General features: G+C 71.1%; 23 protein-coding genes and 1 riboswitch. Of the genes, 13 read left to right on the top strand and 10 right to left on the bottom strand.

The window, feature by feature from the left end; translation table 11 throughout:
- Positions 1-19: 19 nt before the first annotated feature.
- The 9 genes from ABZX96_RS27860 (at position 20) to ABZX96_RS27900 (ending at position 8,524) form a co-directional block, all read left to right on the top strand.
- A complete protein-coding gene (locus tag ABZX96_RS27860) occupies positions 20-1,510 on the top strand; it encodes an AMP-binding protein (RefSeq protein ID WP_355549677.1) in 1,491 nt (496 codons plus the stop codon).
- On the top strand, positions 1,507-1,761 hold the full coding sequence (locus ABZX96_RS27865; protein WP_355549679.1) for an acyl carrier protein: 255 nt from the start codon (positions 1,507-1,509) through the stop codon (positions 1,759-1,761). Before ABZX96_RS27860 ends, ABZX96_RS27865 begins: the two co-directional genes overlap by 4 nt.
- Positions 1,762-1,937: 176 nt before the next feature.
- Complete coding sequence (locus ABZX96_RS27870; protein ID WP_355549681.1) at positions 1,938-2,315, top strand: ectoine synthase; 378 nt, start codon at positions 1,938-1,940, stop codon at positions 2,313-2,315.
- 17 nt (positions 2,316-2,332) lie between these two features.
- Complete coding sequence (locus tag ABZX96_RS27875) at positions 2,333-3,520, top strand: acyl-CoA dehydrogenase family protein (protein ID WP_355549683.1); 1,188 nt, start codon at positions 2,333-2,335, stop codon at positions 3,518-3,520.
- Positions 3,521-3,737: 217 nt separating this feature from the next.
- Positions 3,738-4,370 carry a transglutaminase-like domain-containing protein gene (locus ABZX96_RS27880; RefSeq protein WP_355549685.1) on the top strand — a complete coding sequence of 211 codons (633 nt, stop codon included), beginning with the start codon at positions 3,738-3,740 and terminating at the stop codon, positions 4,368-4,370.
- Positions 4,357-5,724, top strand: a complete 1,368-nt coding sequence (locus ABZX96_RS27885; RefSeq protein WP_355549687.1) for a TrpB-like pyridoxal phosphate-dependent enzyme — start codon at positions 4,357-4,359, stop codon at positions 5,722-5,724. The genes ABZX96_RS27880 and ABZX96_RS27885 overlap by 14 nt, the downstream gene beginning before the upstream one ends.
- Before the next feature lie 13 nt (positions 5,725-5,737).
- Positions 5,738-6,751: a DMT family transporter gene (locus ABZX96_RS27890; protein ID WP_355549688.1), complete on the top strand. Its 1,014-nt coding sequence runs from the start codon at positions 5,738-5,740 to the stop codon at positions 6,749-6,751.
- Complete coding sequence (locus ABZX96_RS27895) at positions 6,748-7,971, top strand: ATP-grasp domain-containing protein (protein WP_355549690.1); 1,224 nt, start codon at positions 6,748-6,750, stop codon at positions 7,969-7,971. The genes ABZX96_RS27890 and ABZX96_RS27895 overlap by 4 nt, the downstream gene beginning before the upstream one ends.
- Positions 7,972-8,014: 43 nt before the next feature.
- Positions 8,015-8,524, top strand: coding sequence for a hypothetical protein (locus ABZX96_RS27900; protein WP_355549692.1), 510 nt, complete (start codon positions 8,015-8,017; stop codon positions 8,522-8,524).
- 45 nt (positions 8,525-8,569) lie between these two features.
- On the opposite strand, the gene ABZX96_RS27905 is transcribed toward ABZX96_RS27900, so the two are convergent.
- The gene (locus ABZX96_RS27905) at positions 8,570-9,412 is read right to left on the bottom strand and encodes a thioesterase family protein (protein WP_355549694.1); all 843 of its coding nucleotides are present in this window, start codon (positions 9,410-9,412) and stop codon (positions 8,570-8,572) included.
- 161 nt (positions 9,413-9,573) lie between these two features.
- On the opposite strand from ABZX96_RS27905, the gene ABZX96_RS27910 reads away from it, so the two are divergent.
- A complete protein-coding gene (locus tag ABZX96_RS27910) occupies positions 9,574-10,200 on the top strand; it encodes a trimeric intracellular cation channel family protein (protein WP_355549696.1) in 627 nt (208 codons plus the stop codon).
- Positions 10,201-10,371: 171 nt separating this feature from the next.
- Here the strand turns inward: ABZX96_RS27910 and ABZX96_RS27915 are convergent, their stop codons facing one another.
- The 8 genes from ABZX96_RS27915 to ABZX96_RS27950 form a co-directional block, all read right to left on the bottom strand.
- A complete protein-coding gene (locus tag ABZX96_RS27915; protein ID WP_355549698.1) occupies positions 10,372-11,775 on the bottom strand; it encodes a M1 family metallopeptidase in 1,404 nt (467 codons plus the stop codon).
- 243 nt (positions 11,776-12,018) lie between these two features.
- The gene (locus ABZX96_RS27920; protein ID WP_355549700.1) at positions 12,019-13,149 is read right to left on the bottom strand and encodes a dipeptide ABC transporter ATP-binding protein; all 1,131 of its coding nucleotides are present in this window, start codon (positions 13,147-13,149) and stop codon (positions 12,019-12,021) included.
- Positions 13,146-14,321: an ABC transporter ATP-binding protein gene (locus ABZX96_RS27925; RefSeq protein WP_355549738.1), complete on the bottom strand. Its 1,176-nt coding sequence runs from the start codon at positions 14,319-14,321 to the stop codon at positions 13,146-13,148. Before ABZX96_RS27925 ends, ABZX96_RS27920 begins: the two co-directional genes overlap by 4 nt.
- A gap of 191 nt (positions 14,322-14,512) precedes the next feature.
- The gene (locus tag ABZX96_RS27930) at positions 14,513-15,523 is read right to left on the bottom strand and encodes an ABC transporter permease (RefSeq protein WP_355549702.1); all 1,011 of its coding nucleotides are present in this window, start codon (positions 15,521-15,523) and stop codon (positions 14,513-14,515) included.
- A 78-nt stretch (positions 15,524-15,601) separates the two neighbouring features.
- Positions 15,602-17,353, bottom strand: a complete 1,752-nt coding sequence (locus ABZX96_RS27935; protein WP_355549704.1) for an ABC transporter substrate-binding protein — start codon at positions 17,351-17,353, stop codon at positions 15,602-15,604.
- Positions 17,354-17,439: 86 nt separating this feature from the next.
- Entirely contained in the window at positions 17,440-18,438 is a 999-nt protein-coding gene (locus ABZX96_RS27940; RefSeq protein ID WP_355549706.1) for an ABC transporter permease, read from the bottom strand.
- A gap of 806 nt (positions 18,439-19,244) precedes the next feature.
- Positions 19,245-20,045, bottom strand: coding sequence for an enhanced serine sensitivity protein SseB C-terminal domain-containing protein (locus ABZX96_RS27945; protein WP_355549708.1), 801 nt, complete (start codon positions 20,043-20,045; stop codon positions 19,245-19,247).
- Between the two features lie 57 nt (positions 20,046-20,102).
- Positions 20,103-20,918, bottom strand: coding sequence for an enhanced serine sensitivity protein SseB (locus tag ABZX96_RS27950; protein ID WP_355549740.1), 816 nt, complete (start codon positions 20,916-20,918; stop codon positions 20,103-20,105).
- 182 nt (positions 20,919-21,100) lie between these two features.
- Between ABZX96_RS27950 and ABZX96_RS27955 the strand changes: the two genes are divergently transcribed.
- Complete coding sequence (locus tag ABZX96_RS27955) at positions 21,101-22,165, top strand: hypothetical protein (RefSeq protein ID WP_355549710.1); 1,065 nt, start codon at positions 21,101-21,103, stop codon at positions 22,163-22,165.
- 178 nt (positions 22,166-22,343) lie between these two features.
- On the opposite strand, the gene ABZX96_RS27960 is transcribed toward ABZX96_RS27955, so the two are convergent.
- The gene (locus ABZX96_RS27960; RefSeq protein WP_355549742.1) at positions 22,344-22,952 is read right to left on the bottom strand and encodes an AAA family ATPase; all 609 of its coding nucleotides are present in this window, start codon (positions 22,950-22,952) and stop codon (positions 22,344-22,346) included.
- Positions 22,953-23,560: 608 nt separating this feature from the next.
- A riboswitch (glycine riboswitch) is annotated at positions 23,561-23,656 on the top strand.
- A gap of 139 nt (positions 23,657-23,795) precedes the next feature.
- Between ABZX96_RS27960 and gcvT the strand changes: the two genes are divergently transcribed.
- Positions 23,796-24,923 carry a glycine cleavage system aminomethyltransferase GcvT gene (gene gcvT, locus ABZX96_RS27965; RefSeq protein ID WP_355549712.1) on the top strand — a complete coding sequence of 376 codons (1,128 nt, stop codon included), beginning with the start codon at positions 23,796-23,798 and terminating at the stop codon, positions 24,921-24,923.
- 640 nt (positions 24,924-25,563) lie between these two features.
- The gene (gene gcvH / locus ABZX96_RS27970) at positions 25,564-25,941 is read left to right on the top strand and encodes a glycine cleavage system protein GcvH (RefSeq protein ID WP_355549714.1); all 378 of its coding nucleotides are present in this window, start codon (positions 25,564-25,566) and stop codon (positions 25,939-25,941) included.
- Positions 25,942-25,980 lie beyond the last annotated feature (39 nt).

The raw sequence follows: 25,980 nt of genomic DNA on the forward strand, positions 1-25,980 counted from the left end.
TCCGGACGGGAGCCCGCGCATGACGACACATCGATCTCCGGACCCCTCACTCCTCGACGACCTGGCCTTACAGGCGCGGCTGCGACCGGACGAGCCGGCCCTGACATGGCGCGAAGGCGTCGTCAGCCACGGTCAACTCGCCCGCATGAGCGACCGGTTGGAGAAGGAACTGGCCACCGGCGGACGGCCGCTGGTGGCCGTGCCCGCGGTCAAGGCACCGCAGACCATCGCCCTGGTCCTGGCCTGCATGAAGGCGGCCCGGCCGGTCCTCCTGCTGTCCACGGAGCTGGGCTCCGCCACCCGGGAGGCGCTCCTCGCCCGGGTGGGCGGCCCGGGCCTGGCGACCGTCACCGCCGACCTCCGCGTCGAGTGGAGCGGTGGCGCGACGCCCGGGGACGCGCCCGCCGGGCCGGACATTCCCCCGAACACCCTTCTGCTGCTGACCACTTCGGGTTCCACCGGAATCCCCAAGATCGTGCCTCTGGGCCGGTCGGCCGTGGACCGGTTCACGGACTGGGCCCGCGCGGAATTCGGGCTCGGGCCCGGGACCCGGGTCCTGAACTACGCGCCGCTGAATTTCGATCTGTGCCTGCTGGACATCTGGGCGACGCTGCGGGCCGGCGGCCATTGCGTCCTCGTCGATCAGGAGCGCGCGGCCGATCCCCGGTACCTGCTCGATCTCTTCACCGCGACCGAGCCCGAGGTGGTGCAGTCGGTCCCGCTCTTCTACCGGCTGCTGAGCGAGGCGGCGGGCGCCGCCGGGGTCGCGTTCCCCGGCGTCCGGCACGTCCTGCTCACCGGTGACCACACCCCGCGCCCGCTGAGGGCCGGGCTGCCCGCCCTGTTCCCGTCGGCCGTCTTCCACAACGTCTACGGCTGCACGGAGACCAACGACAGCTTCCTCCACTCGCTCGGGCCCGCCGAGCTGGCGGCGGCGGAGGTCCTGCCGCTCGGGCGCCCGCTGCCGGGGGTGACCGCGGCCGTGCTGGACGAGGACGGGGTGCTGGACGGCCCGGGGACGGGCGAGCTGCTGGTCTCCACGCCCTTCCAGACCACCGGCTACCTCGCCGAGGACGGGCCGGGCGACCGGTTCACCGGCCCGCCGGACGGTCTGCCGCCCGGCACGTACTACCGCACCGGCGACCTCGTCACCCGTGCGCCGGACGGCGCCCTCACCCTCGTCGGCCGCACGGACTTCCAGGTCAAGGTGCGGGGCGTGCGGGTGAGCATCGAGGAGGTCGAGCGCGTCCTGCTCGCCCACGAGGGCGTGGTGCACGCCGCCGTGGTCGGCCTGCCGGACGAGGCGGCCGGGACGCGGCTGGTCGCGGTCGTGCTGCGCCGCTCGCCCCGGCTGTCCGTCTTCACCCTGCGACGGCACTGCGCCGACCGGCTGCCCAAGGCCGCCGTGCCCGCGTCGTTCCGTTTCACCGAGCACGCGCTGCCCCTGACCTCCACGGGCAAGACCGATCGGCGCCGTGTCAAGGACCTCCTGCGAGAGGAGCGGATATGAACACCGAACGTGCGGTCAAGGAATTCATCATCTCCGAGTACGCACCCGAAGCGTCGCCCGACGAGCTCGACGCGACGTACGACCTGCTGGACACCGGCCTGGTGAACAGCCTCGGCCTGCTGCGGCTGATCGGCTGGGTGGGCAAGACGTTCGACATCCCCGTCGACGACATCGAGATCTCGCCCGACGACTTCCGTACGGTCGCGGCGATCTGCGCGTTCGTCGAGGGCGCGCCCACCGGCCGGCACTGATCCCCGGCCGGGACCGGCCGGGCGCCGAAGCCCCGGTCGTCAACCGGCCGGCGCCCCGGGTCGACCCGCACCGGACGGCACCGAGGACCGACCGACACGGCCGGATGGGAAAGACCGACCACACCCAGGGAGCTGGGAAAACACCCTTACGGATTCATGCGGAGAAAGGAGTGGCTGTGTTCGCACGCTCAAAGGACGCGGTCAAGGCGGTCAATTGGGGCAACGGTCTCAGCTATCGGATGCTGGTCGCGTCCGACGGCATGGGATTCACGATCTGCCACACGGTGGTGCACGCCGGAACGAAATCCCGGCTGGAGTACCGCAATCACCTCGAAGCCTGCTACTGCATCGCGGGAAAGGGACGGGTGGTCAGCGCCGACGGCAGCGAATCCCACGACATCGTGCCCGGCACGATGTACGCCCTGAACGAGCACGACGCGCACTTCCTGATCGCCGATCCCGAGGCCGACATGCATCTGATCAGCGTGTTCAACCCACCCTTGCGGGGTGATGAGCGGCACAACCTGGAAGGCGACCACTTCTCGAATTACTAGATCGGGACCGAATCGCGATGCAGTGGAACGACGAACAGCGAGCATTCCGCACGACCGTCGCCGGACTCAGTGAGGTGTTCAACGCCGACCACATCGAACGCGACGCCACGGGCACCTTTTCCCGCGACCACTGGAAGCGGCTGGCCGACACCGGATTGCTGGGCCTGCCCTTCGGCGAGGAGGTGGGCGGCCTCGGCCAGAGCCTCCTGACCACGCTGTACGTCCTGGAGGGCCTGGGGCAGCACTGCCGGGACGCGGGCCTGAGTTTCTCCGTCTCGACGCACATGGTCAGCGTCGGGGTTCCGCTGGACCGCTTCGGCTCGGACGCCCTCAAGGCGCGTTTCCTGCCGGGCATCACCGCGGGGACGACCATCGGCGCGCACGCCATCACCGAGCCCGACGGCGGCTCGGATGTCATGGGCATGCGCACCACCGCGGTGGCCGACGGCGACGACTACGTGCTGGACGGCGGCAAGACGTTCGTCAGCAACGGGCCGATCGCCGACGTGTTCGTGGTGTACGCGCGCACCGGCAGGCCGTCGAACCCGGCGGGGATCACCGCGTTCCTGGTGGAGCGCGGTACCCCCGGCCTGAGCGTGGGGCAGCCCATCGGCAAGATGGGCCTGCGCACCTCGCCGCTGAGCGAGCTGCGCTTCGACGCCATGCGGATACCGAAATCCCAGGTCATCGGGTCGGTCGGGGCGGGGTTCCTGGTGCTCGACCACGTCATGAAGTGGGAGATCCTGTGCTCCTTCATGATCAACGTGGGCGAGATGCAGCACCGCCTCGACCGCTGCGTCTCCTACGCCCGCAGCCGCACCCAGTTCGGCAGCCACATCGGCGCCTACCAGTCGGTCTCCAACAAGATCGTCCAGATGCGGATCGACGTGGAGACGTCCCGGATGTGGCTGTACCGCACCGCGGAGAAGCTCATGGCCGGCGAGGACGTGGCGGTGGACATCGCCATCGGCAAACTCCTCGCGAGTGAGGGCAACGTCCGCACCGCACTGTCCGCGGTCCAGATATTCGGCGGATACGGCTACACCACCGAATATGGCCTGGAAAAGGACGTGCGCAACGCCGTGGCCGGCACCATTTATTCGGGCACCACCGAGATCCAGCACCAGCGCATCGCCGCGCTGATGGGCCTGGACCGTCCCCAGTTCCGCGGGAAGAGCGCCACCGCCTCCCGTACCGAAACTTAGGAATGGCCGAGTACAGATGAGCGACCCGAACGCTCCAAAGCGCATCACGAAAAACGGAAACAACAGAGAGAACGAGAGAAACAGGGAAAACAAAGAGAACGGGGAAGGAAAGGCAAACGCAGAACACGAGCAGTACCTGCGCAGAACCGAATTCCTCGACTACGACTCCCCCACCGTCCAAAAGCTCGTGGGCGACGTCCTCCCCGACCCCGCCGGCATGACCCCCGTCGAAAAGGCCTGCGCCCTCTACTACGCCGTCCGCGACGGCATCGATTACGAGGTGTACGGCGCCGACCTGTCGCGGCACGGGCTGCGCGCGAGTTCCGTCATCGACGGCGGCACGGGTTTTTGCGTCCACAAATCGATCGTGTACGCCGCCGCCGTGCGGTCCGTGGGCGTGCCCTGCCGGATCGCCTACGGCGACGTGCGCAACCACCTGGCCTCCGAGCGCCTGCGCAAGCTGGTGGGCGGTGACGTCTTCCGGTACCACAGCTGGACCTCGGTCTACCTGGAAGGCAAGTGGGTCAAGGCGACGCCGGTCTTCAACAAGCTGCTGTGCCGCCTGTACAAGATCAAGCCGCTGGACTTCGACGGCCGGTCGGACAGCGTGTACCACCCGTACGACGAGACCGGCCGCCGTCACATGGAATTCCTCCAGATGCACGGGGAGTTCGCGGACGTCCCCTACGAGCGCGTCGTCGGCGGCATCCGCGCGGCCCACCCCCTGCTGTTCGCCGGCGCCGAGCGCACCACGTCCGGCTCCCTCCCCGCCGAGGCCCACGCGACCACGACCCCGCCACCTCCCACGGCGGCACCCACGACAGGAGGCTCCGACGGTGGAGCGCGTTAAGTTCCAGCTCGACGAGAAGGACATCCCCACCACCTGGTACAACCTGGCCGCGGACCTCCCCGGGGCGCCGCTCGCCCCGGCGCTGAACGCCGCCACGGGCGAGCCGCTGACCCGCGACGAGCTGGCGCGGCTCATGCCGGAGCCGCTGATCGAGCAGGAGATCGGGCTGGAGCGGGAGTTCGAGATCCCCGAGCCGGTCCGGCAGATCTACGCCATGTGGCGGCCCTCGCCGCTGTACCGGGCCCGGCGCCTGGAGAAGGCGCTGAACACCCCGGCCCGCATCTACTACAAGTACGAGGGCGTCTCCCCGGCCGGCAGCCACAAGCCCAACACCGGCATCGCGCAGGCCTACTACAACAAGCAGGCCGGCAAGACGGGCCTGGTCACGGAGACCGGCGCCGGGCAGTGGGGCAGCGCCACCGCGCTGAGCGCCGCGTTCTTCGAGATGTCCGCCAAGGTCTTCATGGTCAAGGTGAGCTTCCAGCAGAAGCCCTACCGCCGCGCCCTGATGGAGACCTACGGCGCGGTCTGCACCCCCAGCCCCAGCCCCGAGACCGCCGCGGGCCGCGCCATCCTGGCGTCCGACCCCGACTCCCCCGGCAGCCTGGGCATCGCCACGTCCGAGGCCATGGAGACCGCCGCCGCCAACCCGCAGCTCGGCTACGTCCTGGGCAGCGCGGCCAACCACGTCCTGGCCCACCAGACGGTGATCGGCCAGGAGGCCCTGGCCCAGATGGAGCTGGCCGACGACTACCCCGACATCGTCATCGGCTGCGCCGGCGGCGGCAGCAACGCGGCGGGACTGAGCTTCCCCTTCCTCGGCGCGCAGCTCCGCGGCGGCCCCGAGGTGCGGATCATCGCCGTCGAGCCGGCGTCCTGCCCCACCCTCACCCGGGGCCGGATCGCCTACGACTGGTCCGACACCGGCGAGGTCGGCCCGCTGTTCCGCATGCACACCCTCGGCCACGCCTTCGTCCCGCCGCCGGTGCACGCCGGGGGCCTGCGGGCGCACGGCATCGGGCCGCTGTTCAGCCGGGCCGTGGAGGACAAGCTGATCGAGCCGGTCGCGGTGGGGCAGGTCGCCTGCTTCGAGGCCGGGGTGACCTTCGCGCGCAGCGAGGGCATCCTGCCGGCGCCGGAATCCACCCACGCGATCCGGGTCGCCATCGACGAGGCGATCCGCTGCCGTGAGGAAGATCGGTCACGGGCGATCCTTTTCGGCCTTTCCGGCCACGGCCACTTCGATCTGGTGGCGTACGACAAGTACTTCGCAGGCACTCTGGACGACCAAGTCCTCGGCGAGGCGGAACTCGCCCTCGCCGCCGAAAGCATCCCCGAGTTGGGACGCCCCTGAGTTTGGGACATCGATGAGTCCAGAACCCTCCACCCGGCTCGTCAGCGGCGTCGTGCCGCTGGTGGCCTTCGCCGCGCTCACCGCGCTGGTGGACGTGTACGCCGGCAACCGGCTGCAGTCCCTCAGCCCGCTGGGCATGGCGGCCGTCTCCTTCACCCTGGCCGCGGCCTTCTTCCTCGGCCTGGAGGTGACCCGCAAGGGCGTGCCCGCCGCGCTGCGCCCGCTGCGGTCCAACCGTGCCGACGTCGTCGCGATCAACATCTCGACCGCGGTGACCTGGCTGTCCATGCTCTACGCGCTCAAGTACCTGGAACCCGCGGTCGTCAACGTCGTCGGCCTGGCCATCGGCCCGGTGTTCGCCCTGCTGCTCAACCCCCTGCTGCGCAAGGGGACCGCCATCCTCGCCTCCGAGGTGGCGGTCTCCCTCGGCATCGGCGTCTTCATCGGCGTCCTGGTGTGGGGGTCGGTCACCGGGCGTACGGGCGTGGCGCCGGTGGGCGCCGGGGACGCGCTGCTGGGCATCGGGCTGACGCTGCTGTGCGGCCTCGGCTCGACCGGCAACGTCATCTTCTCCAAGCGCCTGAGCGAGTCGGGCTACGCGCCGCAGTCGGTGCTCTCCGTCCGCTTCTTCCTCGCCATCCTCGTCACCTGGGCGGCGGTGGCCGTGAGCGAGGACCCGCAGGTGGGGTCCGTGCTGCTGCCCGGCCTGATCATCGCCGTCATCGGTGTCGGGGTGCCGCTGTACGTCCTCCAGGTCGGCATCAAGCACACCGAACCGATCACGGCGTCGCTGCTGTGCACCCTCTCGCCGCTGTTCGCGTTCCTGCTGCAACTGCCGGACGACCGGCTGACGGTGTCGGGCCTCACGCTCGTCAGCGTCCTCGGGATCACCGCCCTGGTCGGTCTGGGGACGCTGGCGCGCGGCCGGTACGACCGCCGGCAGGCCGCCGCGAAACAGCGACCCGAGACCGTGCCGGCGCGCCCTGCCCCCGCCGACCCCACCGATCCAGAGGTGAGTTCCCCGTGAAATGCGCCATCGTCGACGCCTACGGCATCGCCCGGTTCCTGCCCGAGGCGCTGCGGCGCCACGGCGTCTCCTACGTCCACGTCCGCTCCCCATCGCCGGACGTGCACCTGAACTACCGCCCCGAGGACTTCACCGTCGACATCGAACACCACGGTGACGTCGCGGAGACCGCCGCGCTGCTGCGCGCCGAGGGCGTCGGCTTCGTCGTCGCGGGCGCCGAGTCCGGGGTGCTGCTGGCGGACGCGCTCTCCGCCGAGCTGGGAACGCCCGGCAACGGCATGTCCCGCCCGGCGGCGCGCCGCGACAAGTACGAGATGGTGTGCGCCGTGCGCGACGCCGGGCTGCCGCACGCGGCCAGCGTCTCGTCCGCCGACGCGGAGGAGGTCGTGGCGTGGGCGGCGGACCTGGGCCGCTGGCCCGTCGTCCTCAAGCCGCTCGCCAGCGCGGGCACCGACCAGGTGTACTTCTGCCACTCCGAGCAGGAGGTCCGCGACGCGCACGCGGCCATCACCGCCGCCACCGACCGCTACGGCCGGCGCAACGAGCGCGTCATCGCCCAGCAGTTCCTGGAGGGCGACGAGCACTTCGTCAACACCGTCAGCCGGGACGGTGTCCACCACATCGTCGAGATCTGGCGCTACCACAAGCGCCCGGCGGGCGAGAACCGCTCCATCAACGACTACGAGCACCCGCTCCCCCCGGACGACCCCACGGCCGTCCTCCTGGGCGAGTACGTCCTGAAGGTCCTGGACGCGCTGGAGATCCGCAACGGCGCCGCGCACACCGAGGTCATGCTGACCAAGGACGGCCCGGTGCTGGTCGAGTCCGGGGCGCGGCTGGGCGGCTCGCACAAGCCGGAGATCGTGGCCCGCTGTATCGGCACCGACCAGGTGGACCGGCTGGCCCTCGCCATCGCCCGACCCGAGTTGATCACGGAGCACCGGCTGCCGCCCTACAAGCTCCTCACCCACCTGCGCTACGTCAACCTCATCAGCCACCGGCCGGGCCGGGTCCCCGACGCGCGGGGGCTGGCGCCGCTGCGCGCGCTGCCCTCGTACCTCGACATGGTGCTCACCACCCCCGAGGGCGGCGCCCTCACCCAGACCCTCGACCTGGCCACCTCGCCCGGCTACCTCTACCTCAGCTCCGACGACGCGTCCCAGGTGGAGGCGGACTACGCCCGGCTGCGCGCGCTGGAGGAGGACGGCCTCTACGACTGACCCGCGCCGCGCCCACCCACCACACCGAAACGAAGGGCTCACGATGACCCAGGCACTTCCCCAGCTCGCCGACCTCGGCAACATCCCCGCCGACTACGTCCACGTGCGGAAGAACATCCGGCCCGCCGACCTCCTCACGGTTCCCGGCGCCATCTTCAAGTGGTACGACGTGTACGCCGACGACCGGGACGTCCCCAAGGACGTGCGCGAGGAGGCCCGCGAGTACCTGGCCGCGGAGGCGGCGGCCGGGCGGCTCGAACTGCGCGGCGAGATAGGTTTCACGCTGCTGCACCGGGCCGGCGACAAGTACTTCCTGCTGGTGTGCGTCTGGCGCAACAACAACGAGATGTGGCAGGGCCTCTTCTACAAGGACGACGCGGGCTTCCTGCCCTACCCCCTCCACGAGGGCGTCCCCCGCCCCACCCAGGAGGTCGTCGAGCTCGACGCCACCTCCCACGAACGCCGCGGCTGGTCCCGCTACCTCCAGTCCACCCGCGACGAGGCCGCCAAGCGCGCGTACCTCGATGATCTGTGCCGGGGGTTCCTGGTCTGACGGACCGGGCCGGTCGGCGGGCCGCGACCCGCCGACCGGCTCCTCCTAGCTCCCCACCCGCGCCAACTGCCGCGCCTGCGCCACCAGCCGGTCCGCGCTGTCCCACACCTCCGCGTCCTCCTCCAGGAAGCCGCCCGCCAGGTTGCGGGTGGTGATGCCGACGCGGAGGGGGCCGGGGGCGGGGCGGTGGCGGATGTGGGCGGTGAGTTCGACGGTGGGGACCCAGCCGGACAGGCCCATCTCGAAGGCGGTGGGCGGCAGCGCGTCCACCGCGAGAAGCAGCGAGAGGGCGTCGGGAGCGCGGCCGTCGGCGAGGCCGAACCAGCCGCGCATCTCGCCCTTGCCGGAGGGCGCGCCGACGGCCCAGCCGCAGGTGGCGGGGTCCAGGCGGAGGTCGAGGCGGTCCATCAGGGCCGTGCTGCCGACGCCGGGCGGCCGTCCGCCGGGGGCGCTGTCGGGGCCGGGGCAGTGTTCGTACGGGGGGATGGCGGGCGGCTTGGCGGTGGTGCGGACGTCGTCGGGCAGGGCGTCCAGGTCGCCGTAGGTGGCGATCACCCGCATCCGCTCGACCTCGGTGCCGTCCTCGCGGAGCTGGGTGAGGGAGGCGGTGGCGGTGGAGAGCGTCCGGCCGGTGCGCACGGTGTCGGTGCGGACGACGGCGGGGCCGGGCGCGGAGGCCGTCAGGTAGTGGGCGGTGATCGTGAACGGGTCGGGGTGCGGGAGCGCGTCGGCCAGCGCGCGGCCGATCAGGGCGAGGAGGTAGCCGCCGTTGACGGCGTGGACGATGGTCCAGCCGGCGGACAGGTGGGTGTCGTAGCGGCCGGGAGCACGGCGGACGACCGCCGTGTCACGGTCGAACTCGCTGTTTCCTATGGTCACCGTTGCCATGCGCGGCACGGTACACGGGTTTATTACCGACGGGTAGGGTTGATTTTCGGGGGCGGGGATGCCCGGCAGGGGAACGTGAAGAACGGGGACGCCCGCCGGAGCCGACGCCCGATGACCGGCGACGGGTCGGGCACATCCGCCCCATCCCGCACAATGACCCCATGCTTCATCTGCTCTACCTGGTCGGTGTGTCCGCCTTCGCCGCGAGCGGCGTGCTGGCCGCCTACCGTGCCGACATGGACCCCTTCGGCGGACTGGTCCTCGCCTTCGCCGCGTCCATCTCCGGCGGCACGCTGCGCGACCTGATCCTCAACCGGCACCCGCTGTACTGGACGCACGACTGGGTGCTGCTCACGGTGATCATCAGCGTGGGCGTGGCCACCATCGTCTACCTGCGGTTCTGGTCCCTGCCGCGCCGGTCGCTGCTGGTCGTGGACGCGCTCGGGCTGGCCGTGGTCACCGTCATCGGCGCCCGCGCCGCGATCTCCGCGGGGGCCACGCCGCTGGCGGTGATCATCCTGTCGGTACTGACCGGCGTGGCCGGTGAGGTGATCCGGGACGTGCTGTGCGGGGAGTTCCCGCCGCTGCTGCTGCGCGAGGACGTGTACGCGATCGCGGCGCTGGCCGGTGCGGTCTGCTACCTGGCCATGCACCACCTGGGGGCCGGGGCGAACGCCGCCGCGGTGGTGTCGGCGGGGGTGGTCTTCGCGCTGCGGATGGGCGCGGTGTACTTCGGGCTGCACCTGCCCCGGCCGCGACAGTTCCGCGAGCGCGGCGCGGAGGGCTGAGCGCGGAACGGGCCAAACCGCCGAAGGGGCCACGGGGAGCGTCCCCGTGGCCCCTCTTTCATGCGGTCTGTTTCACGCAGCCTCTTTATGCGGTCTCTTTCATTCGGTCTCTTTCCTGCGACCTCATTCCTGCCGCCTCTCTCCTGCGGCCTCTCTCCTGCCGTCGGCCCCTTACGGCAGTGCCGGCTTGGTGTCCGTGAACAGCCAGGTCTGGAACAGGTCGTCCAGGTCCTCGCCGGAGACCTTCTCCGCCAGCCGGATGAACGCGTCCGTGGTGGCGTTGCCGTAGCGGTGCAGCTTGGTCCACAGCGGCAGCAGTTCGAAGAAGTCGTCGTCACCGATGCGCTCGCGCAGCACCTGGAGCGTCATGGCGCCCCGCGTGTAGACGCCCTGGGCGAACATCGTGTCCCGCTGCGGGTCGCCGATCTTCACCTTCCAGAACGGGGAGTCGGCCGGGCGGGCGTTGTAGGCGGCGATGAAGGAGTCGTGGGCGCTGCGGCGGCCCTTGTGCTCGTCCCACAGCCACTGGCTGTAGCTGGCGAACCCCTCGTTGAGCCAGATGTGCCGCCAGTCCTTGACGGAGACCGAGTCGCCGAACCACTGGTGGGCCAGCTCGTGGACGATGGTCGTCTCGTTGCGCACGGCGGAGTAGATCGGCTTGGTCTGCGTCTCCAGGGAGAAGCCCGCCTGCGGCATGTCGTCGACGATCGCGCCGGTCTCCTCGAACGGGTACGGGCCGAAGACCTCGGACCAGTAGTCGGTGGCCTCGGCGGTGACCCCGTAGACGTCGACGCCGCCGGTGGGCAGGACGGGGTCGGTGGCGACGTAGATCGGGATGCCGCCGGGGGTGGTGCCGGTCCGAACGTTGAACTTCCCGATGGTGGCCGTGGCCAGGTACGTCGCCATCGGCTTCTTCGTGCGCCAGTGCTGGTAGGAGCGGCCGTCCTTCTCCCAGGAGTCGATCAGGCGGCCGTTGGACACGCCGGTCAGGCCAGCGGGCGAGTCGATGCGGATGTCGAAGGCGGCCTTGTCGCTGGGGTGGTCGCTGGAGGGGAACCAGGTGGAGGCGGCGTTGGGCTCGCAGGCGACGAACACGCCGTCCTTGGTCTTCATCCAGCCGTAGTCGGACCCGAAGACGATGGGCCCGCTCAGGGGCAGCGGCACCCCGCCGTAGACGACGGTGACCTTGAACTGCCGGCCGTCGCGGATCGTGTACTTGGGCGTGACGGTGATCTCGTCACCGGCTCTGGTGAAGGCGGCCCGCTTGCCGTCCACCGTGATCGAGGTGACCTCCAGCTTCTGGAGGTCGAGGTTGAAGGAGGAGAGGTCCTGGGTGGCCCGGGCGGTGATGGTCGTCCGGCCGTCGAGCCGTCCGCTCGGTGGGTCGTAGCGGACGCCGAGGTCGTAGTGGAGGGCGTCGTAGCCGCCGTTGCCCAGGTTGGGGAAGTAGGGGTCGCCGACTCCGGGGGCGCCGGGTGACGCGCCGGGCGCGGCGGCGATGGAGGTGGCCGCGGCGGCGGCCGTGGCCAGGGCGAGCAGGCGGGACCCGCGACGTGCGGAACGAGAGAGTGCCATGAGCCGTCCCTTCGAACACACGGTTTGTGGTGGAACAACCGTGCCGACTCTGCCCTCTCCCGTTCCGACGTGGGTCTGACTTTGCCAACTCGTCATGCGTACCGGACGGCAACTGACCGTTTGCGGAGATGAGTTGTTCGTCCTACGAGGCTGCGGCAGTCGGTTCTCTTGCGGAGCCGCCACCGGTTCTCTTACGCAGCCGCCGCAGCCGGTTCTCTTACGAGGCCGCGGAACGCCGTTCCCTTACGAGGCCGCCACCGCCGGTTCCGGCGCCTGGTCCGGGGCGTTCTCCGGGTGGTGGCAGGCCACCTGGTGACCGGTCTTGAGCTCGGCCAGCGGCGGTTCGGTCGTCGTGCACACCTCCGTCGCCTTCCAGCAGCGGGTGCGGAACCGGCAGCCGGAGGGCGGGTTGATCGGGGACGGCACGTCGCCCTTGAGCAGGATGCGGTCCCGCTCGGTGCGCCGCTTGGGGTCGGGCACCGGCACGGCCGACATCAGCGCCTTGGTGTACGGGTGCATCGGCGCCTCGTACAGCGAGGTGCGGTCGCCCATCTCCACGATCTTGCCGAGGTACATCACCGCGATCCGGTCCGAGACGTGCCGGATGACCGACAGGTCGTGCGCGATGATCACGTACGTGAGGCCCAGCTCGTCCTGGAGGTCGTCCATCAGGTTGACGACCTGCGCCTGGATGGAGACGTCCAGCGCGGAGACCGGCTCGTCGGCCACCACCAGCTTCGGCTTGAGCGCCAGCGCGCGGGCGATGCCGATGCGCTGCCGCTGGCCGCCGGAGAACTCGTGCGGATAGCGGTTGTAGTGCTCCGGGCTCAGGCCCACCAGCTCCAGCAGCCGCTGCACCTCCTTCTTCACGCCGCCCTCGGGCTCGACGCCCTGGAGGCGGAAGGGGGTGCCGATGATGCCGCCGATGGTGTGCCGGGGGTTCAGCGACCCGTACGGGTCCTGGAAGATCATCTGGACGTCGCGCCGCATCGGCCGCAGCTTGCCCGTGGACAGGTGGGTGATGTCCCGGCCCTCGAACTCGATGCTGCCGCCGGTGGGCTCGTCCAGCCGCGTGATCAGCCGGCCCATCGTCGACTTGCCGCAGCCGGACTCGCCGACCACGCCCAGCGTCTCCCCCGGCCGCACGTCGAAGTCGATGCCGTCCACCGCCTGCACCGCGCCCACCTGGCGCTTGAGCAGGCCCTTGGTGATCGGGAAGTGGCGGACCAGGCCGCGCACCTTGAGCAGCGGCTCGGCGTCGGAGGCCCGGCCCTTCGCGGTCGCGTCCCGGGGGCCGGTCTTCCCGCCCGCCGCCGCGTCCTTGCGCGGCTCGGGGATCGCGGTGCCCTTGTCGGTGTCGTCGGTGTCGGTCACAGCTTCGGCGCAATCTCTTCGGTCCAGATCCGGGCCCGCTGCTCCCGCGACATGTGGCAGGCGGCGAAGTGCCCCTCGCCGACCTCGCGCAGCTCGGGCCGGACCGTGCGGGTCACGTTGTCCTCGGGCACGTCCGCGTACGGGCAGCGCGGGTTGAAGGCGCAGCCGGACGGGACGTTGATCAGGCTGGGCGGCGACCCCTTGACGGGGATCAGGCGCTCGGTCTGCTCCCGGTCGATGCGCGGCATCGAGCCGAGCAGACCCCAGGTGTAGGGGTGCTGCGGCCGGTGGAAGACCCGCTCGGCCGGGCCGCGCTCCACGCACCGGCCGCCGTACATCACCAGCAGCTTGTCCGCCAGCTCGGCGACCACGCCCAGGTCGTGCGTGATGATGACGACGGCCGAGCCGAACTCCTTCTGCAGGTCCCGGATCAGGTCCAGGATCTGCGCCTGCACGGTGACGTCCAGGGCGGTGGTCGGCTCGTCCGCGATCAGCAGTTCGGGGTTGTTGACCAGCGCCATCGCGATCATGGCGCGCTGGCGCATGCCGCCGGAGAACTGGTGCGGGTGCTCGTCCACCCGCTTGTCCGGCTGCGGGATGCCGACCCGGTCGAGCATCTCGATCGCCCGCTTGCGCGCCGTCTTCTTGTCGACGTCGTGGTGGACGCGGTACGCCTCCACGATCTGCTGTCCGACCGTGTAGTACGGGTGCAGCGCGGACAGCGGGTCCTGGAAGATCATCGCCATCTCGCGCCCGCGCAGCCGGCGCACCTCGTCCGGGTCGGCGCCCACCAGCTCGCGGCCGTTGAGCCAGATCTCCCCGGACATGTTCACCTTGGCGCGCTGCCGCCGCGAGGCCCGGTGCAGACCCATGATCGCCAGCGAGGTCACCGACTTGCCGGAGCCGGACTCGCCGACGATGCCCAGCGTCTGCCCCTTCTCCAGGGTGAAGGAGAGCCCGTCGACGGACTTCACCAGGCCGTCGTCGGTGGGGAAGTGCACCCGCAGGTCGCGCACCTCAAGGAACGCGGTGGGCGGCTGCGAGGTGCCGGCGGGTTCGCCGGGGGCGGTGCCGGTGCGGGGGGTGGCGGACGCGGTGCCCGCCGTGGCCGGGGCAGGCTTGGCCGCGTCCGTCTTGGCCGGGGCAGCCTTGCTCGCGTCCGCCTTGCCCAGGTCCGCCTTGGTCCCGTTCGCGGCGGACGGCTTCTCACCGGCCTTCTCGGTCTCCGGTTTCCCGGCGGCCTTCTTCGTGCCCGGCTTCGTACGGGCCTCGGTACCCGGCTTCGTACCGGCCTCGGTGTCCGGCTTCGCGCCGGGGGTCGCGTCCGGCGCGGTGCCGGGCGCGGGGTGGTCGGAGGAGTCGGTCACGAGAGCCTCACCCGCGGGTCGACGGCGGCGTACAGGAGGTCCACCACCAGGTTGCAAATGACGATGAAGAACGCGGCGAGCAGGGTGACGCCCAGGATGTTCGGCAGGTCGTTGGCGTTGATCGCCTCGACCGCGAAGGCGCCGACGCCCTTGAGCGAGAAGACCTGTTCGGTGATGAGCGCCCCGCCGAGCAGCAGGCCGACGTCCATGCCGAAGACCGTGATGATCGGGGTCAGCGCGGCCCGCAGGCCGTGCTTGACGACGACCTTGCGCTCCCGCAGGCCCTTGGCGCGGGCGGTGCGGATGTAGTCCTCGCTCAGTGTTTCCAGCATCCCCGCTCTGGTGAGCCGGGCGTACAGCGCGGAGTAGAGGAACGCGAGGGTCACCCAGGGCAGGACCAGGGTGCGCGCCCACGCCACCGGATCCTCCGTCAGCGGCACGTAGTCGCTGCGCTCGAAGATCGGCCACTGGTACGTGAACAGGGCCAGCGCCAGGGCGCCGGTGAAGAACATGGGCAGCGAGACACCCGCCAGCGCCACGCCCATGGAGAGCCGGTCGAAGATCGACCCGGGCCGCAGCGCGGAGATCACGCCGGTGGTGATGCCGGTGACCAGCCACACGATGGCCGCGCCGGCCGCCAGGGACATCGTCACCGGGAGCCGGGACTGGATCTCGGGCCACACTTCGAGGTGCGTCTTGAACGAGTAGCCGAAGCACGGGACGCTGCACTTGCCCGCGTCCGGGCCGAACTTGTACTCGACGCCGACGAAGATGCCCTTCAGGAACTCCCAGTACTGCAGGTACACGGGCTTGTCCAGGCCGAGGTTCTTCTTCACCGCGGCGATGTCCGCGGCCGAGGGGGCCTTGCCGATGTACTGCTGGGCGAGCTGGTCGGCGGTCTGCCCGGCCAGCTTCGGCAGCAGGAAGAAGATGCCGAAGGTGACCGCGCTGACGATCAGCAGCAGGATCACCGCGCTGATCAGCCTGCGGATGAGGTACGCGAACACGGGGATGCGGCGCCGGGGCCGCGGACCGGCGGGGGCCGGTCCGCGGGCACCAATGCCTTCACCTGCCTTCCGGGGGTGCTACTTCTTGACGCCGATGTTGAGGTAGTCGTACTGACCGGTGTACGCCGCGCTGGCGACCATGTTGGTGGCCTCGGGCGAGCGGTAGTGCAGGACCTTGAAGTAGGTCAGCGGGACGATGACGGCCTGCTCCATCGTCCTCTTGTCGATGTCGGCGTACATCTTCTCCCGCTCGGCCTTGGACGCCGTGGCGATGGCCTTGTCCAGCAGCTCGTTGATCTTCGGGTCGTCCAGCTCGGAGAGGTTGCTGTTGCCGGACTTCTGGATGGCCTTGCCGTTGAGGATCTGGTTCAGGTAGCCGAACCCGGTCGGGTAGTCCGAGCTCCACTGCATCATCATCAGGCCGACGTTGTTCTTCTTGGTGAACTCGGGCACGCCCGCGTAGTCCGAGAAGTACTTGCTGGTCGGGTACTGCTGGATCCTGGCGTTGACGCCGATCTTCTTGAGCGAGTCGATGACCGAGGTGGCCGCGTCGATCTCGTCCTGGCGGTCGCTGCGGGCGAGGATCGTGGTGTTCACGTTGCCGGCGCCGCACTTGTCCCAGTGCTTCTTGGCCTCGGTGAGGTCCAGCGTGTCACCGCTGTACTTCTGCGGGTACAGGTCGAACTTCTGGTAGCCCGCGAGGTCGTTGGGCATGACGGTGGTGGCCAGGTCGCCGCGGATCGGGCCGCCCATGACCTTCTGCACGGCCTTCTTGTCGATGGCGTATTCGACGGCCTTGCGGCACTCGACGTTGTTGAACGGCGCGACCTTGGTGTTGATCGCCGTGTAGACGAGGCGCTGGCCGTACGCGTTGTCGGTGTTGGCCTTCTCGCTGGGGTCCGTCAGGATCTGGGCCTGGGTCTGGGCGTCCACGCCGCGGCCGGCCATGTCGACCTGGGTGTTGCCGGCCTTGAGGTCCTTGTCGATCGTGGACTGGGCCACCTTGAGCTTGAGCACGATCTTGTCCGGGAGCTGCTTGCGCAGCGGGTCGGTGCTCGCCGACCAGTGCGGGTTGCGGACCAGGACGAGCTGCTTGCCCTCCTGGTAGCTCTCGAACTTGTACGAGCCGGAGGACACCACGTTCTTGGTGTAGTCGGCGCCCTTGTCCTTGGCCTGCGGCACCGGAGCGGTCTGCGGCGCGCTCACCAGGTAGTCGAACTCGTAGTACGGCCGCTTCAGGTGGAAGACGATCGTCTGGTCGTCCGGCGTCTCGATGGACTTCAGGCCCTCGGCGCTCTTGTCCTTGTACGGGCCCTTGTAGCCACCGGGGTTGTCCACCAGGAACTGCTGGAAGTAGTTCGGGCCCAGCGACAGCACGTCACGCGCGAAGTTGCTGCGCTCCACCGCGTACTTGACGTCCTTGGACGTGATCGCCGAGCCGTCGTCGTACTTGACGCCCTTGCGGAGCTTGTACGTCCAGGTCTTGCCGCCGTCGGTCGGCTTGCCCATCGACTCGGCCAGGTCCGGCACCAGCTCGTTGCCCTTCAGACCGGGGCCCGGCTTGAAGGTGGTCAGCGGACGGGCGTACAGGCGGCTGAAGTTGTAGACGAACGCGTAGTACGTGTTGCCCGGGTCGAAGGACTCCGGCGCGTCGCTCATCGCGTAGTTGAGCGTGCCGCCCTTCTCGTCGGAAGCGTTGACGACACTGGTGGTCGCGGCGTTCGCCTTGGCGTTTCCCTTGTTGGAGCTCTTGCCCCCACCGCAGCCGGCCAGCAGCAGGCCCGCACTGGTGACGGTCGCGATCGCCGCGACCCGGACTGACCTTCGCATGATGGTCAATCTCCCCTTCGTTCGACGGAAACTTGGTGGTCACCCGACCGGACCGGAGACCTGGTGATCGCCCGGACCGGTCGGGCTCAGCGGCTGCGCGGGTCCAGCGCGTCCCTGAGACCGTCACCGAGCAGGTTGAACGCGAGGACGGTGACGAAGATGGCGAGGCCGGGGACGATCATGTACTGGGGGTCCACCTCGTAGTACTTGACCGCCTGGTTGAGCATGCCGCCCCAGGAGGCCTGGGGCGGCTGGATGCCGACCCCCAGGAAGCTCAGCGCGGCCTCGAAGAGGATGTTGGAGGGAATCAGCAGCGTCGAGTAGACGACGATCGGCCCCACCAGGTTGGGCAGCAGTTCGCGGAAGAGGATGAACGGCCCGCGCGCCCCCATCCCCCGCGCCGCGTCGACGAACTCCCGCTCGCGCAGCGAGAGCGTCTGGGCCCGCACGATACGTCCCATGTACGGCCAGTTGAAGAAGCCGATCACGAAGATCAGGACGGAGATGTGCAGCGGGAGCCCTTCGAGCCCGAAGGCGCCGCCCTGGAGCGAGGCGGAGATGGCGATCGCGAACAGCAGCAGCGGGAAGGCGAGGAAGACGTCCATCAGCCGGCTGATCAGGGAGTCCACCCGGCCCCGGTAGTACCCGGCGACCACGCCCAGGACCGTGCCGATGGCGACGGACAGCAGCGTGGCGCCGAACGCCACGATCAGCGACACCCAGGAGCCCTCCAGGATGCGGGCCAGCAGGTCGCGGCCGAACTTCGGGTCCACGCCGAAGGGGTGGTCCGCGCTCATGCCGCCGAACGAGCCGATGGGCAGGGTGGTGTTCGGGTCGATCAGCTCCTGGTTGGGCTTGTTGGGGTCCAGTCCCAGCCAGGACTGGATCGGCCGGGACAGCGCGGCGATCAGGATCAGCAGGAAGACGATGACGGCGCCCGCCACCGCGACCTTGTCCCGCTTGAAACGCAGCCACGCGATCTGGCCGAGCGACCGACCCTCGATCTTCTTGCTCTCGACGCCTTCCAGCACCGCTTCCGGCTGCGCCTCAGCAGCCGCCCCGGTGGTCTCGATCGGTGCGGTCACGGTGCCTTTGACCCCTCTCGGCCGACGACGGTGGTCGGCCCACGCCCGCCGCATTGCGGCCTGGTCACATCACTGGTGCAAGTCGTGCGCAGGGTCGCGGAGGCACGCGAAAGGGAGGTGCGGAATCCGCGACGCTGGTCGCCATGACGGTCGTACGCAGGGCCGAAGCCCTTTGCTGCGGGGAGTCTTCATCCGATTCGCGATCACTCACCAGACCTGACCGGGAATGGATGCGCAACTGTGATGTGGCCCTCCGGCTTCCGTTATACGGACAGCTGTGACGGCTGAGCGGTATGACGGGAGGAGGGGGGAGGGTCCAACTACGGTGCCATAGGGGGCACTTCGTGATCTTCGATGGGTGCCGAGGTGGGGGTGTTCGGGCTGTTCGGACCCCGGATTACCGTTTCGCGCGTCTCAGATGGTGGACGAGGGCCGGGGAGGGGGATGGGTTTCGGTCGCGCGGAGGGGAGGGCGTGGGTGGGGTGTGCGGCGGGTGCCGGGGGTGCGCGCGGGGGTCGCCGGATGGGGGCGGGCGCGGGTCTGGGACGGTGTGCCGTGACGGTCGGGGACGAGCCCGGGCAGGGGGCGCGCAGGGGGCGGCCGGGGGCGGGGACTCGTGCGGCGGGTGGCGGCGGGGACGGTCGGCGGTGCGGAGGACGCGGTGAGTGGGCTGCCGACGCGCGGGGGCGCGTTCGCGCAGGTCAAGGCGGTTCGTCGGCAGGAGATGGGCCCGCGCCGTTCAGCGTCGTCGCGTGCCGTTCAGCGCCTCGTCCGTCCCGCGCCGTTCGGCGCGGTGAAGGGCCCGATCAGTACGGCCGCGGGTACCCGTACCCGTACGACGGCGCCGGGGCGGGGGCCGCGCCGGGGCCTCCGTAGGCGTCGCGGTCGAAGAACGGGCGGGCGTTGGCCCGCAGCCACATCGCGACCGGGTCGTAGGCGTCGTTCATCGCGACGGTCGAGACCGGCAGCCCCTCCGGGACCGCGCCGATGGACTGCTGCATCATCAGGCGCGCCGCGTCCACCGCCGGTTGCGAGGTGTCGTACAGATCGAGCCCGATCGCCAGGTACGGGGCGCCGAGGGCGGGCTGCACCCAGGCGCGGCGCAGCGAGCGGACCGGCGGGGTGCGGTGCGCGTTCTGCCCCAGCAGGGCGTAGAAGTGGGGGATCTCGATGGCCGGCTCGCTGATCCGCAGCGGTCCGGCGGGCAGCCGGTCCAAACCGCCGGCGATGCGGCGCAGGTCCAGCCACGGGATGCCGACGCCGCCGCCGGGGGCGTGCGGATTCAGCCACAGGCCCCAGCGGTCGGGGTAGAGGGCGGCGGCGATGTCCCGGCCGCCGACCACGGCGTACGCGCGGTTCCAGCCACTGGCCGCCAGCTCGGGGGCGGAGGTCACGCAGGGCGCGTAGCCGAGCCCGTCGACCTCCATCTTTCCGTACTGCGCGTCGGGCGACCCGGCCTGGCCGTGCCAGAGGAGCATCCAGACCTGGCCGTCCGCGAGCGCCCGCAGCAGCGCCTCGTAGGCGTCGTACCGTCCGGGTGCCACCTGCCGCAGCATCTGCTCGACCTGGTCGCCCGCCGCCGCTTGCCGATGCGCACCCGCGCTCACGTGTCCGTCCCTTCTGTGGGCGGGCGCGTGGAGTGCCCCCGCCGGTCGTTCACCAGCTTACGAGGGGTCCCGCGCGTAGAAGGGGCGGACGCGCTCCAGCATCCAGTCGGCCACCGGGTCGCCCTGGGCGAGATCCAGCATGACGAGTTGGACGGGCCAGGGCACGGGGACGGCGCCGAGCGCGCGGCCGAGCGCGGCCAGCACCACGTCCCGGTCGGCGTCGCCGGGCAGCGGCCCGGCGTGTCCGTCCACCTGCACGCCTATGAAGAGACCCGGCGGCCCGCCCTCGACGCTGGCCAGCGCCCGGCGCGCGGTGCGCACCCCGGGCGCGCCGGAGAACTCCAGCCCGGCCGCCGAGAGGAAATCCACCGGTTCGTCCTGCCAGTCGGGCTGGAACAGCCGCACCCGGCCGCCCATGGCCCCCGGCTGTGGCCCCGTCAGGTCGTCCTCCCACCCCGCGCGGCACAGCGCGGCCACCGCGGGCGGCGGCAGCGGGGCGCCGACGGTGCCCTCCGGATTGACCGCGATGCCGATCAGCGGGGGCAGGCCGCGGGCGAACTCGCGGGCGGGCGCGACCGTGTAGGACATGTGGGGCCCGGCGACCCGCAGGAACTCCTGCTCGGAGCTGAACACGGGGACGTACGCCACCTCGTCGATCTCGACGGTGGGCAGGTCCAGGCCCGCGGCGCCGGGGCCGGCGCTCTCCGGGCCGCCGCCGCGCGGCAGCGGGACCCACACCCGGCTGCGGCCCAGCACCTCCAGGATCCGGCCGGCCGCCTCGGGGCGCCCCACCGAGGCGGCGAGCACCTCCTCCAGTTCGTTCGCGGGCCACGCGAGCCGCGGGATGCCCTGCTCCGTCCCCGTGAATTCCATGTTCATCCGCCCCGTCCGCACTGGTGTACCTGTTCCGAAACCCTAGCGCCGGGCCCGGCCCGGACGCCCCGTACACCCGGATGCGCACGCGACGCGCGCTTGCGGTTGCGGACAGTGACAGTGGCCCGGATGGTTTCACGGGAAAGATCCTGACTTGTCGTCATGTTCCAGAAAGGCAGCTCATGACCATGAACCGGACCGCCCGCACGTTCGTCGGCACCGCCCTCGCCGGCGCGCTCGCGCTCGGCGTCGCGGGTCCCGCCGCCGTCGCCCTCCCCTCCCAGGTCACCCGGGACCAGACCAAAGCGGTCACCGATATCGGCGCGCTCCTGCGGGCCGCCGGGGAACTGTCGAACGCCGCCGGGTCCGGCGCGGACACCGTCCCCCTGGTCAAGAAGGTGAACTCCCGTCTGGACGGCGCGCTGCGCAGCGTGGACCGGGCCGGGAAGTCCGCGCGCAGAGCCGGCGTCCCCGGCCTGCGCTCCGACACCCGGGGGCTGCGCGCCGCGCAGAACGGGCTGCGGCACGGGATCGCCCAGGTCACCGACCGGGCCGATGACGGGACCACGGCGTCCACGCAGAACTGGAAGCCGCTGGGCGAGAAGATCGCCCAGTCGGTGGCCGACATGCTCACCACCACGGGGATCGAGGTCCCGAAGCAGATCCAGAAGGAGCAGGGCGTGGGCACCGCCACCCAGCCGACGCAGACCCAGCCCGCCGAGGCACAGCCCGCCGACACGCAGGCCGCTGACGACCCGTACGCTCCCGAGGCCCCGGCCGCCGAGCAGGCCACCCGCCCGGAGGGCACCGCGGCGGCCCCGGCCACCGCCACCCAGCCCGCGGCCACGCAGCCCGCCGCCGGTTCGACGTTCCCGTCCTCGCGGCTCTTCCCCAAGGCGCCGGGGACCCGTACGACGGACGACACCACCGCTCCGGAGGACCCCGCCTCGGAGGCCGCCCCGAAGACGGCCGGGGACACCGACGCGCCGTACACCGAGCCGGCGGCCACGGCCGCCGACCCGAACGCGGCCACGGCACCCGCGGGCACCAGCACGTCACAGGTCGCCGACCCGTACGCCAGCCCGGACGACTCGTACACCACCCCGCAGACCTCTCCGCAGGCCGACCCCCAGACGAACCCGCAGGACAACGCGTCCGGTCCGCGGGAGGCGACCAAGGAGGAGAAGACCGGCCTGCTCTCCGCGCTCCTCGGCCTGCCGCAGGCCGTTCTGGGCAAGCTCGTGTGAGCCGACGGCCGACCCGCGTGAGCCGACGCCGAACTCGCGTGAGCCGACGCCAAGCTCGCGTGAGCCGACGCCAAGCTCGCGTGAGCCGACGGCCAGGAGGAGCGGCGCCGCCCCGGGCGGGTGGCCGCGCGCCGCTCCGCACGCGCCCGAGCCGCCGCCCGCCGGCGGCTCGCGGGCCTCACCCGAAGGCGACCGACCGCAGCGCCTCCGCCGCCGCGCGGTCCAGCAGGACCACCGAGGTGAACCCGCGCGGCAGCCGGGCCGCCCGCGCGTCCTCCGTCAGGCGGCGGACCGCGCGGCGGTGCCGGGCGAAGGCGTAGCGGGAGACGCCGCGTCCGCGATCCCGCTGGCCGGACAGCGCGACCTCGGGCGGCACGTCCAGCAGCACCAGGTGCAGCCCCCGCCCGCCGCGCCGGGCGCTGCGGGCTATCCAGCGGCGCACCCACGCCAGCGTTCCGCAGTCGTGCACCACGACACTGCCGCCGGAGCGCAGCGCCCGCCGCAGGCCCAGGTAATGGGCGGCGCGCACCAGTGGCCGGTACAGGCCGTACGGCAGGGCGCGCAGCCTGCCCCGGGCCCAGCGCTCGCGCACGTCCTGGGAGTCGATGCGGTGCACCGCCGCGCCGGACGCGTCCGCCGGCGGCACCACCCGGTGCATGAGCGTGCTCTTGCCGCTGCCCGGCAGCCCCGAGACCACGACCAGGTCCCCCGCGGGGAATTGGAGCGCGCGGGCGGTGCGCCGGTCCCGCAGGTCCACGACGTAGGCGCCGCGGCCGGGCCGGACCACCGAGCGCGCGGCGCGCCGGGGCCGGGGCACCGGGCCGGACACCCCCTTCACCCCGACGCCCGGGGGCGACGTGAACCCCCCAACCGTCGCGCATGCGGCTTGCCTTGACACGTGATCGCCCCTCCCCGAACGTTCTGGCCCGTCCCCTACCCGGAGAGTGTAAAGAAAAGGTAATGCGCTGTGGGGGGCAGAGTGCGGGCGGTGCGGGCCGGGACGCCGCGGAACCGGAAGCGGGGACGGGCCGGGCGGGACGCCGCGGAACACGGGAGCGGGGACGGGCGGACGCCGCGGAACACGGGAGCGGAAGCGGTACGAGCGCCGCGGAAACCCAGGAGCCGGAACGGGCCGACGGTACGGAACCCGCAGGAAGAGGACGGTCCGGACGCCACGGAACCCAGGAGCGGGAACGGGCCCGGCGGGGCCTCCGGGCCTCCGGTTCCGGCCGGGACTCCTGCATCCGGCGATCCCGTGCGATGATGTGCGCGCCGTCCGGGTCGTGCGTCCTTGCGCTTCCCGTACGGCCGTTCGTACGCCCGTACGCGTCCCGCGACCGGCACACGCACGCACCACGCACAGCCATACGCACAGCCAACTGCATACCGGCCGCTTGAATCCGCGCGGGAGAGTCCCCGGCCGCCACGGCGGGGCGCCGAAGGAGCAAGTCCTCCCTTGAATCTCTCAGGCCCCTATACCGCGCGGGCGAGGCAGATCTGAAAAGCGGGCCGCAGCGGCGGCTCCACCCAAGGTGCAAACCGGGTCCGGGCACGGACTCCCGGTGAACCTCTCAGGTTCCGATGACAGATGGGGAGACCGTCCCGTCACCCCTGCCCGGAGGCCGGAACCATGACCGAAGCCCCACGTCGTACGGCGCTCGACGCCACCCACCGCGCGCTCGGCGCGACCATGACCGACTTCGCCGGCTGGGACATGCCGCTGCGGTACGGCAGCGAGCGCGAGGAGCACATCGCGGTCCGCACCCGGGCCGGCCTCTTCGACCTGTCCCACATGGGCGAGATCACCGTCACCGGGCCGGGCGCCGCGGACCTGCTGGACCACGCGCTGGTGGGCAACATCGGCGGGGTGGCCGTCGGCCGCGCCCGGTACACCATGATCTGCGACGAGCGCGGCGGCATCCTGGACGACCTGATCGTCTACCGGCTGGCCGACCGGGAGTACATGGTCGTCGCCAACGCCTCCAACGCCCAGGTGGTGCTGGACGCGCTGACCGAGCGGGCCGCCGGTTTCGAGGCCGAGGTACGCGACGACCGGGACGCCTACGCGCTGCTCGCCGTGCAGGGCCCGGAGTCCCCCGGCATCCTCAAGGCGCTCACCGACGCCGACCTGGACGGGCTGAAGTACTACGCCGGCCTGCCCGGCACGGTCGCCGGCGTCCAGGCGCTGATCGCCCGCACCGGCTACACCGGCGAGGACGGCTTCGAGCTGTTCGTCCGGCCCGAGGACGCGCCGGGCCTGTGGGACGCGCTGCTGGCCGCCGGCCGCGACGCGGGCCTGGTGCCGTGCGGCCTGTCCTGCCGGGACACGCTGCGCCTGGAGGCGGGCATGCCGCTGTACGGGCACGAGCTGACCCGCGACACCACGCCCTTCGACGCCGGTCTGGGCCGGGTCGTGAAGTTCGACAAGACCTCGAACAACGGCGCCTTCGTCGGCCGGGCCGCGCTGGAGGAGGCGGCCGAGCGCGCCGCGTCCGCGCCGCCGCGCAAGCTCGTGGGCCTGGTGGCCCAGGGCCGCCGGGTGCCGCGCGCCGGGTTCCCGGTGGTGGCGGCCGACGGCACGGTCATCGGCGAGGTGACCTCGGGTGCCCCGTCCCCCACGCTGGGCAAGCCGATCGCCATCGCCTACGTCGACGCGGCACACGCCGCGCCCGGGACCGAGGGCGTCGCGGTGGACATCCGCGGCAGCCACGAGCCGTACGACGTGGTCGCGCTGCCGTTCTACAAGCGGCAGAAGTGATCCACGGGCGGTCGTTCCCGGTAGCGGAAGCAGTCGTTCCCAGTAACGGGGACAGTCGTTCCCAGTAACGGGGACAGTCGTTCCCGGTAGCGGGAGCGGTCCGCGAGCGGCAGAGGTGATCGCCGAGCGGCGGATGTGATCCGCGGGGGTGAGGCGGTCCGCGCCACGACAGGACGGCCCCTCCGCCCCGGCGGACGGCACGCACCGCCGCTCCGGAACGCCGACGCGTACCGACTGACGCCGACGCGTACCGCGTGACGGTGGCGCGGGACGAGTGACGGTGGCGCGGGACGAGCCCGGGGTGACGGACGAGCCCCGGGTGACCGACACGCCCGGGCCCGGCCCTCGGCACGACCGGCCTCTGTGATGTTCGAAACGGTCACAAGAAGCCGTCGAGCGATCGGATCGGAACTCCACGGCGACCCGAAGTGATCGCCCCTCGTCACCGTCACGCATCCCCCCACCCGCTTCATCCCGCTTTCATGTGGTTTCGCGAGCCGTCGCGGCCTCCCGGCCGCCCGTCTCCCCCTGTCTCCGCACGCCGGACGACCCGCCCGTACCTCCCGAACGTGACGCATTCGCGTCTCACTCCTCAAGACCCCCCGCACCCGCACTGCCACACATCCAGGAGAATCGAGCCATGAACAACCCCCAGCAGCTGCGCTACAGCAAGGAGCACGAGTGGCTGTCGGCCGCCGCGGACGGCGTCTCGACGGTCGGCATCACCGAGCACGCGGCCAACGCGCTCGGCGATGTGGTCTACGTGCAGCTTCCTGAGGTCGGTGACACGGTCACGGCGGGCGAGACCTGCGGTGAGCTGGAGTCGACCAAGTCGGTCAGCGACCTGTACGCACCGGTCAGTGGCGAGGTCACCGAGATCAACGAGGATGTCGTCAACGACCCCTCGCTGGTGAATTCCGCCCCGTTCGAGGGCGGCTGGCTGTTCAAGGTGAAGGTGTCCGGCGAGCCGGACGATCTGCTCACGGCCGACGAGTACACCGCCTTCGCCGCCGGCTGAACCCGCCCGGTCCCGCCCGCCCCTCCGTCCAGGAACCTC

The sequence above is a fragment of the Streptomyces sp. NPDC003077 genome (genome assembly GCF_040611095.1).
Taxonomy (GTDB): domain Bacteria; phylum Actinomycetota; class Actinomycetes; order Streptomycetales; family Streptomycetaceae; genus Streptomyces.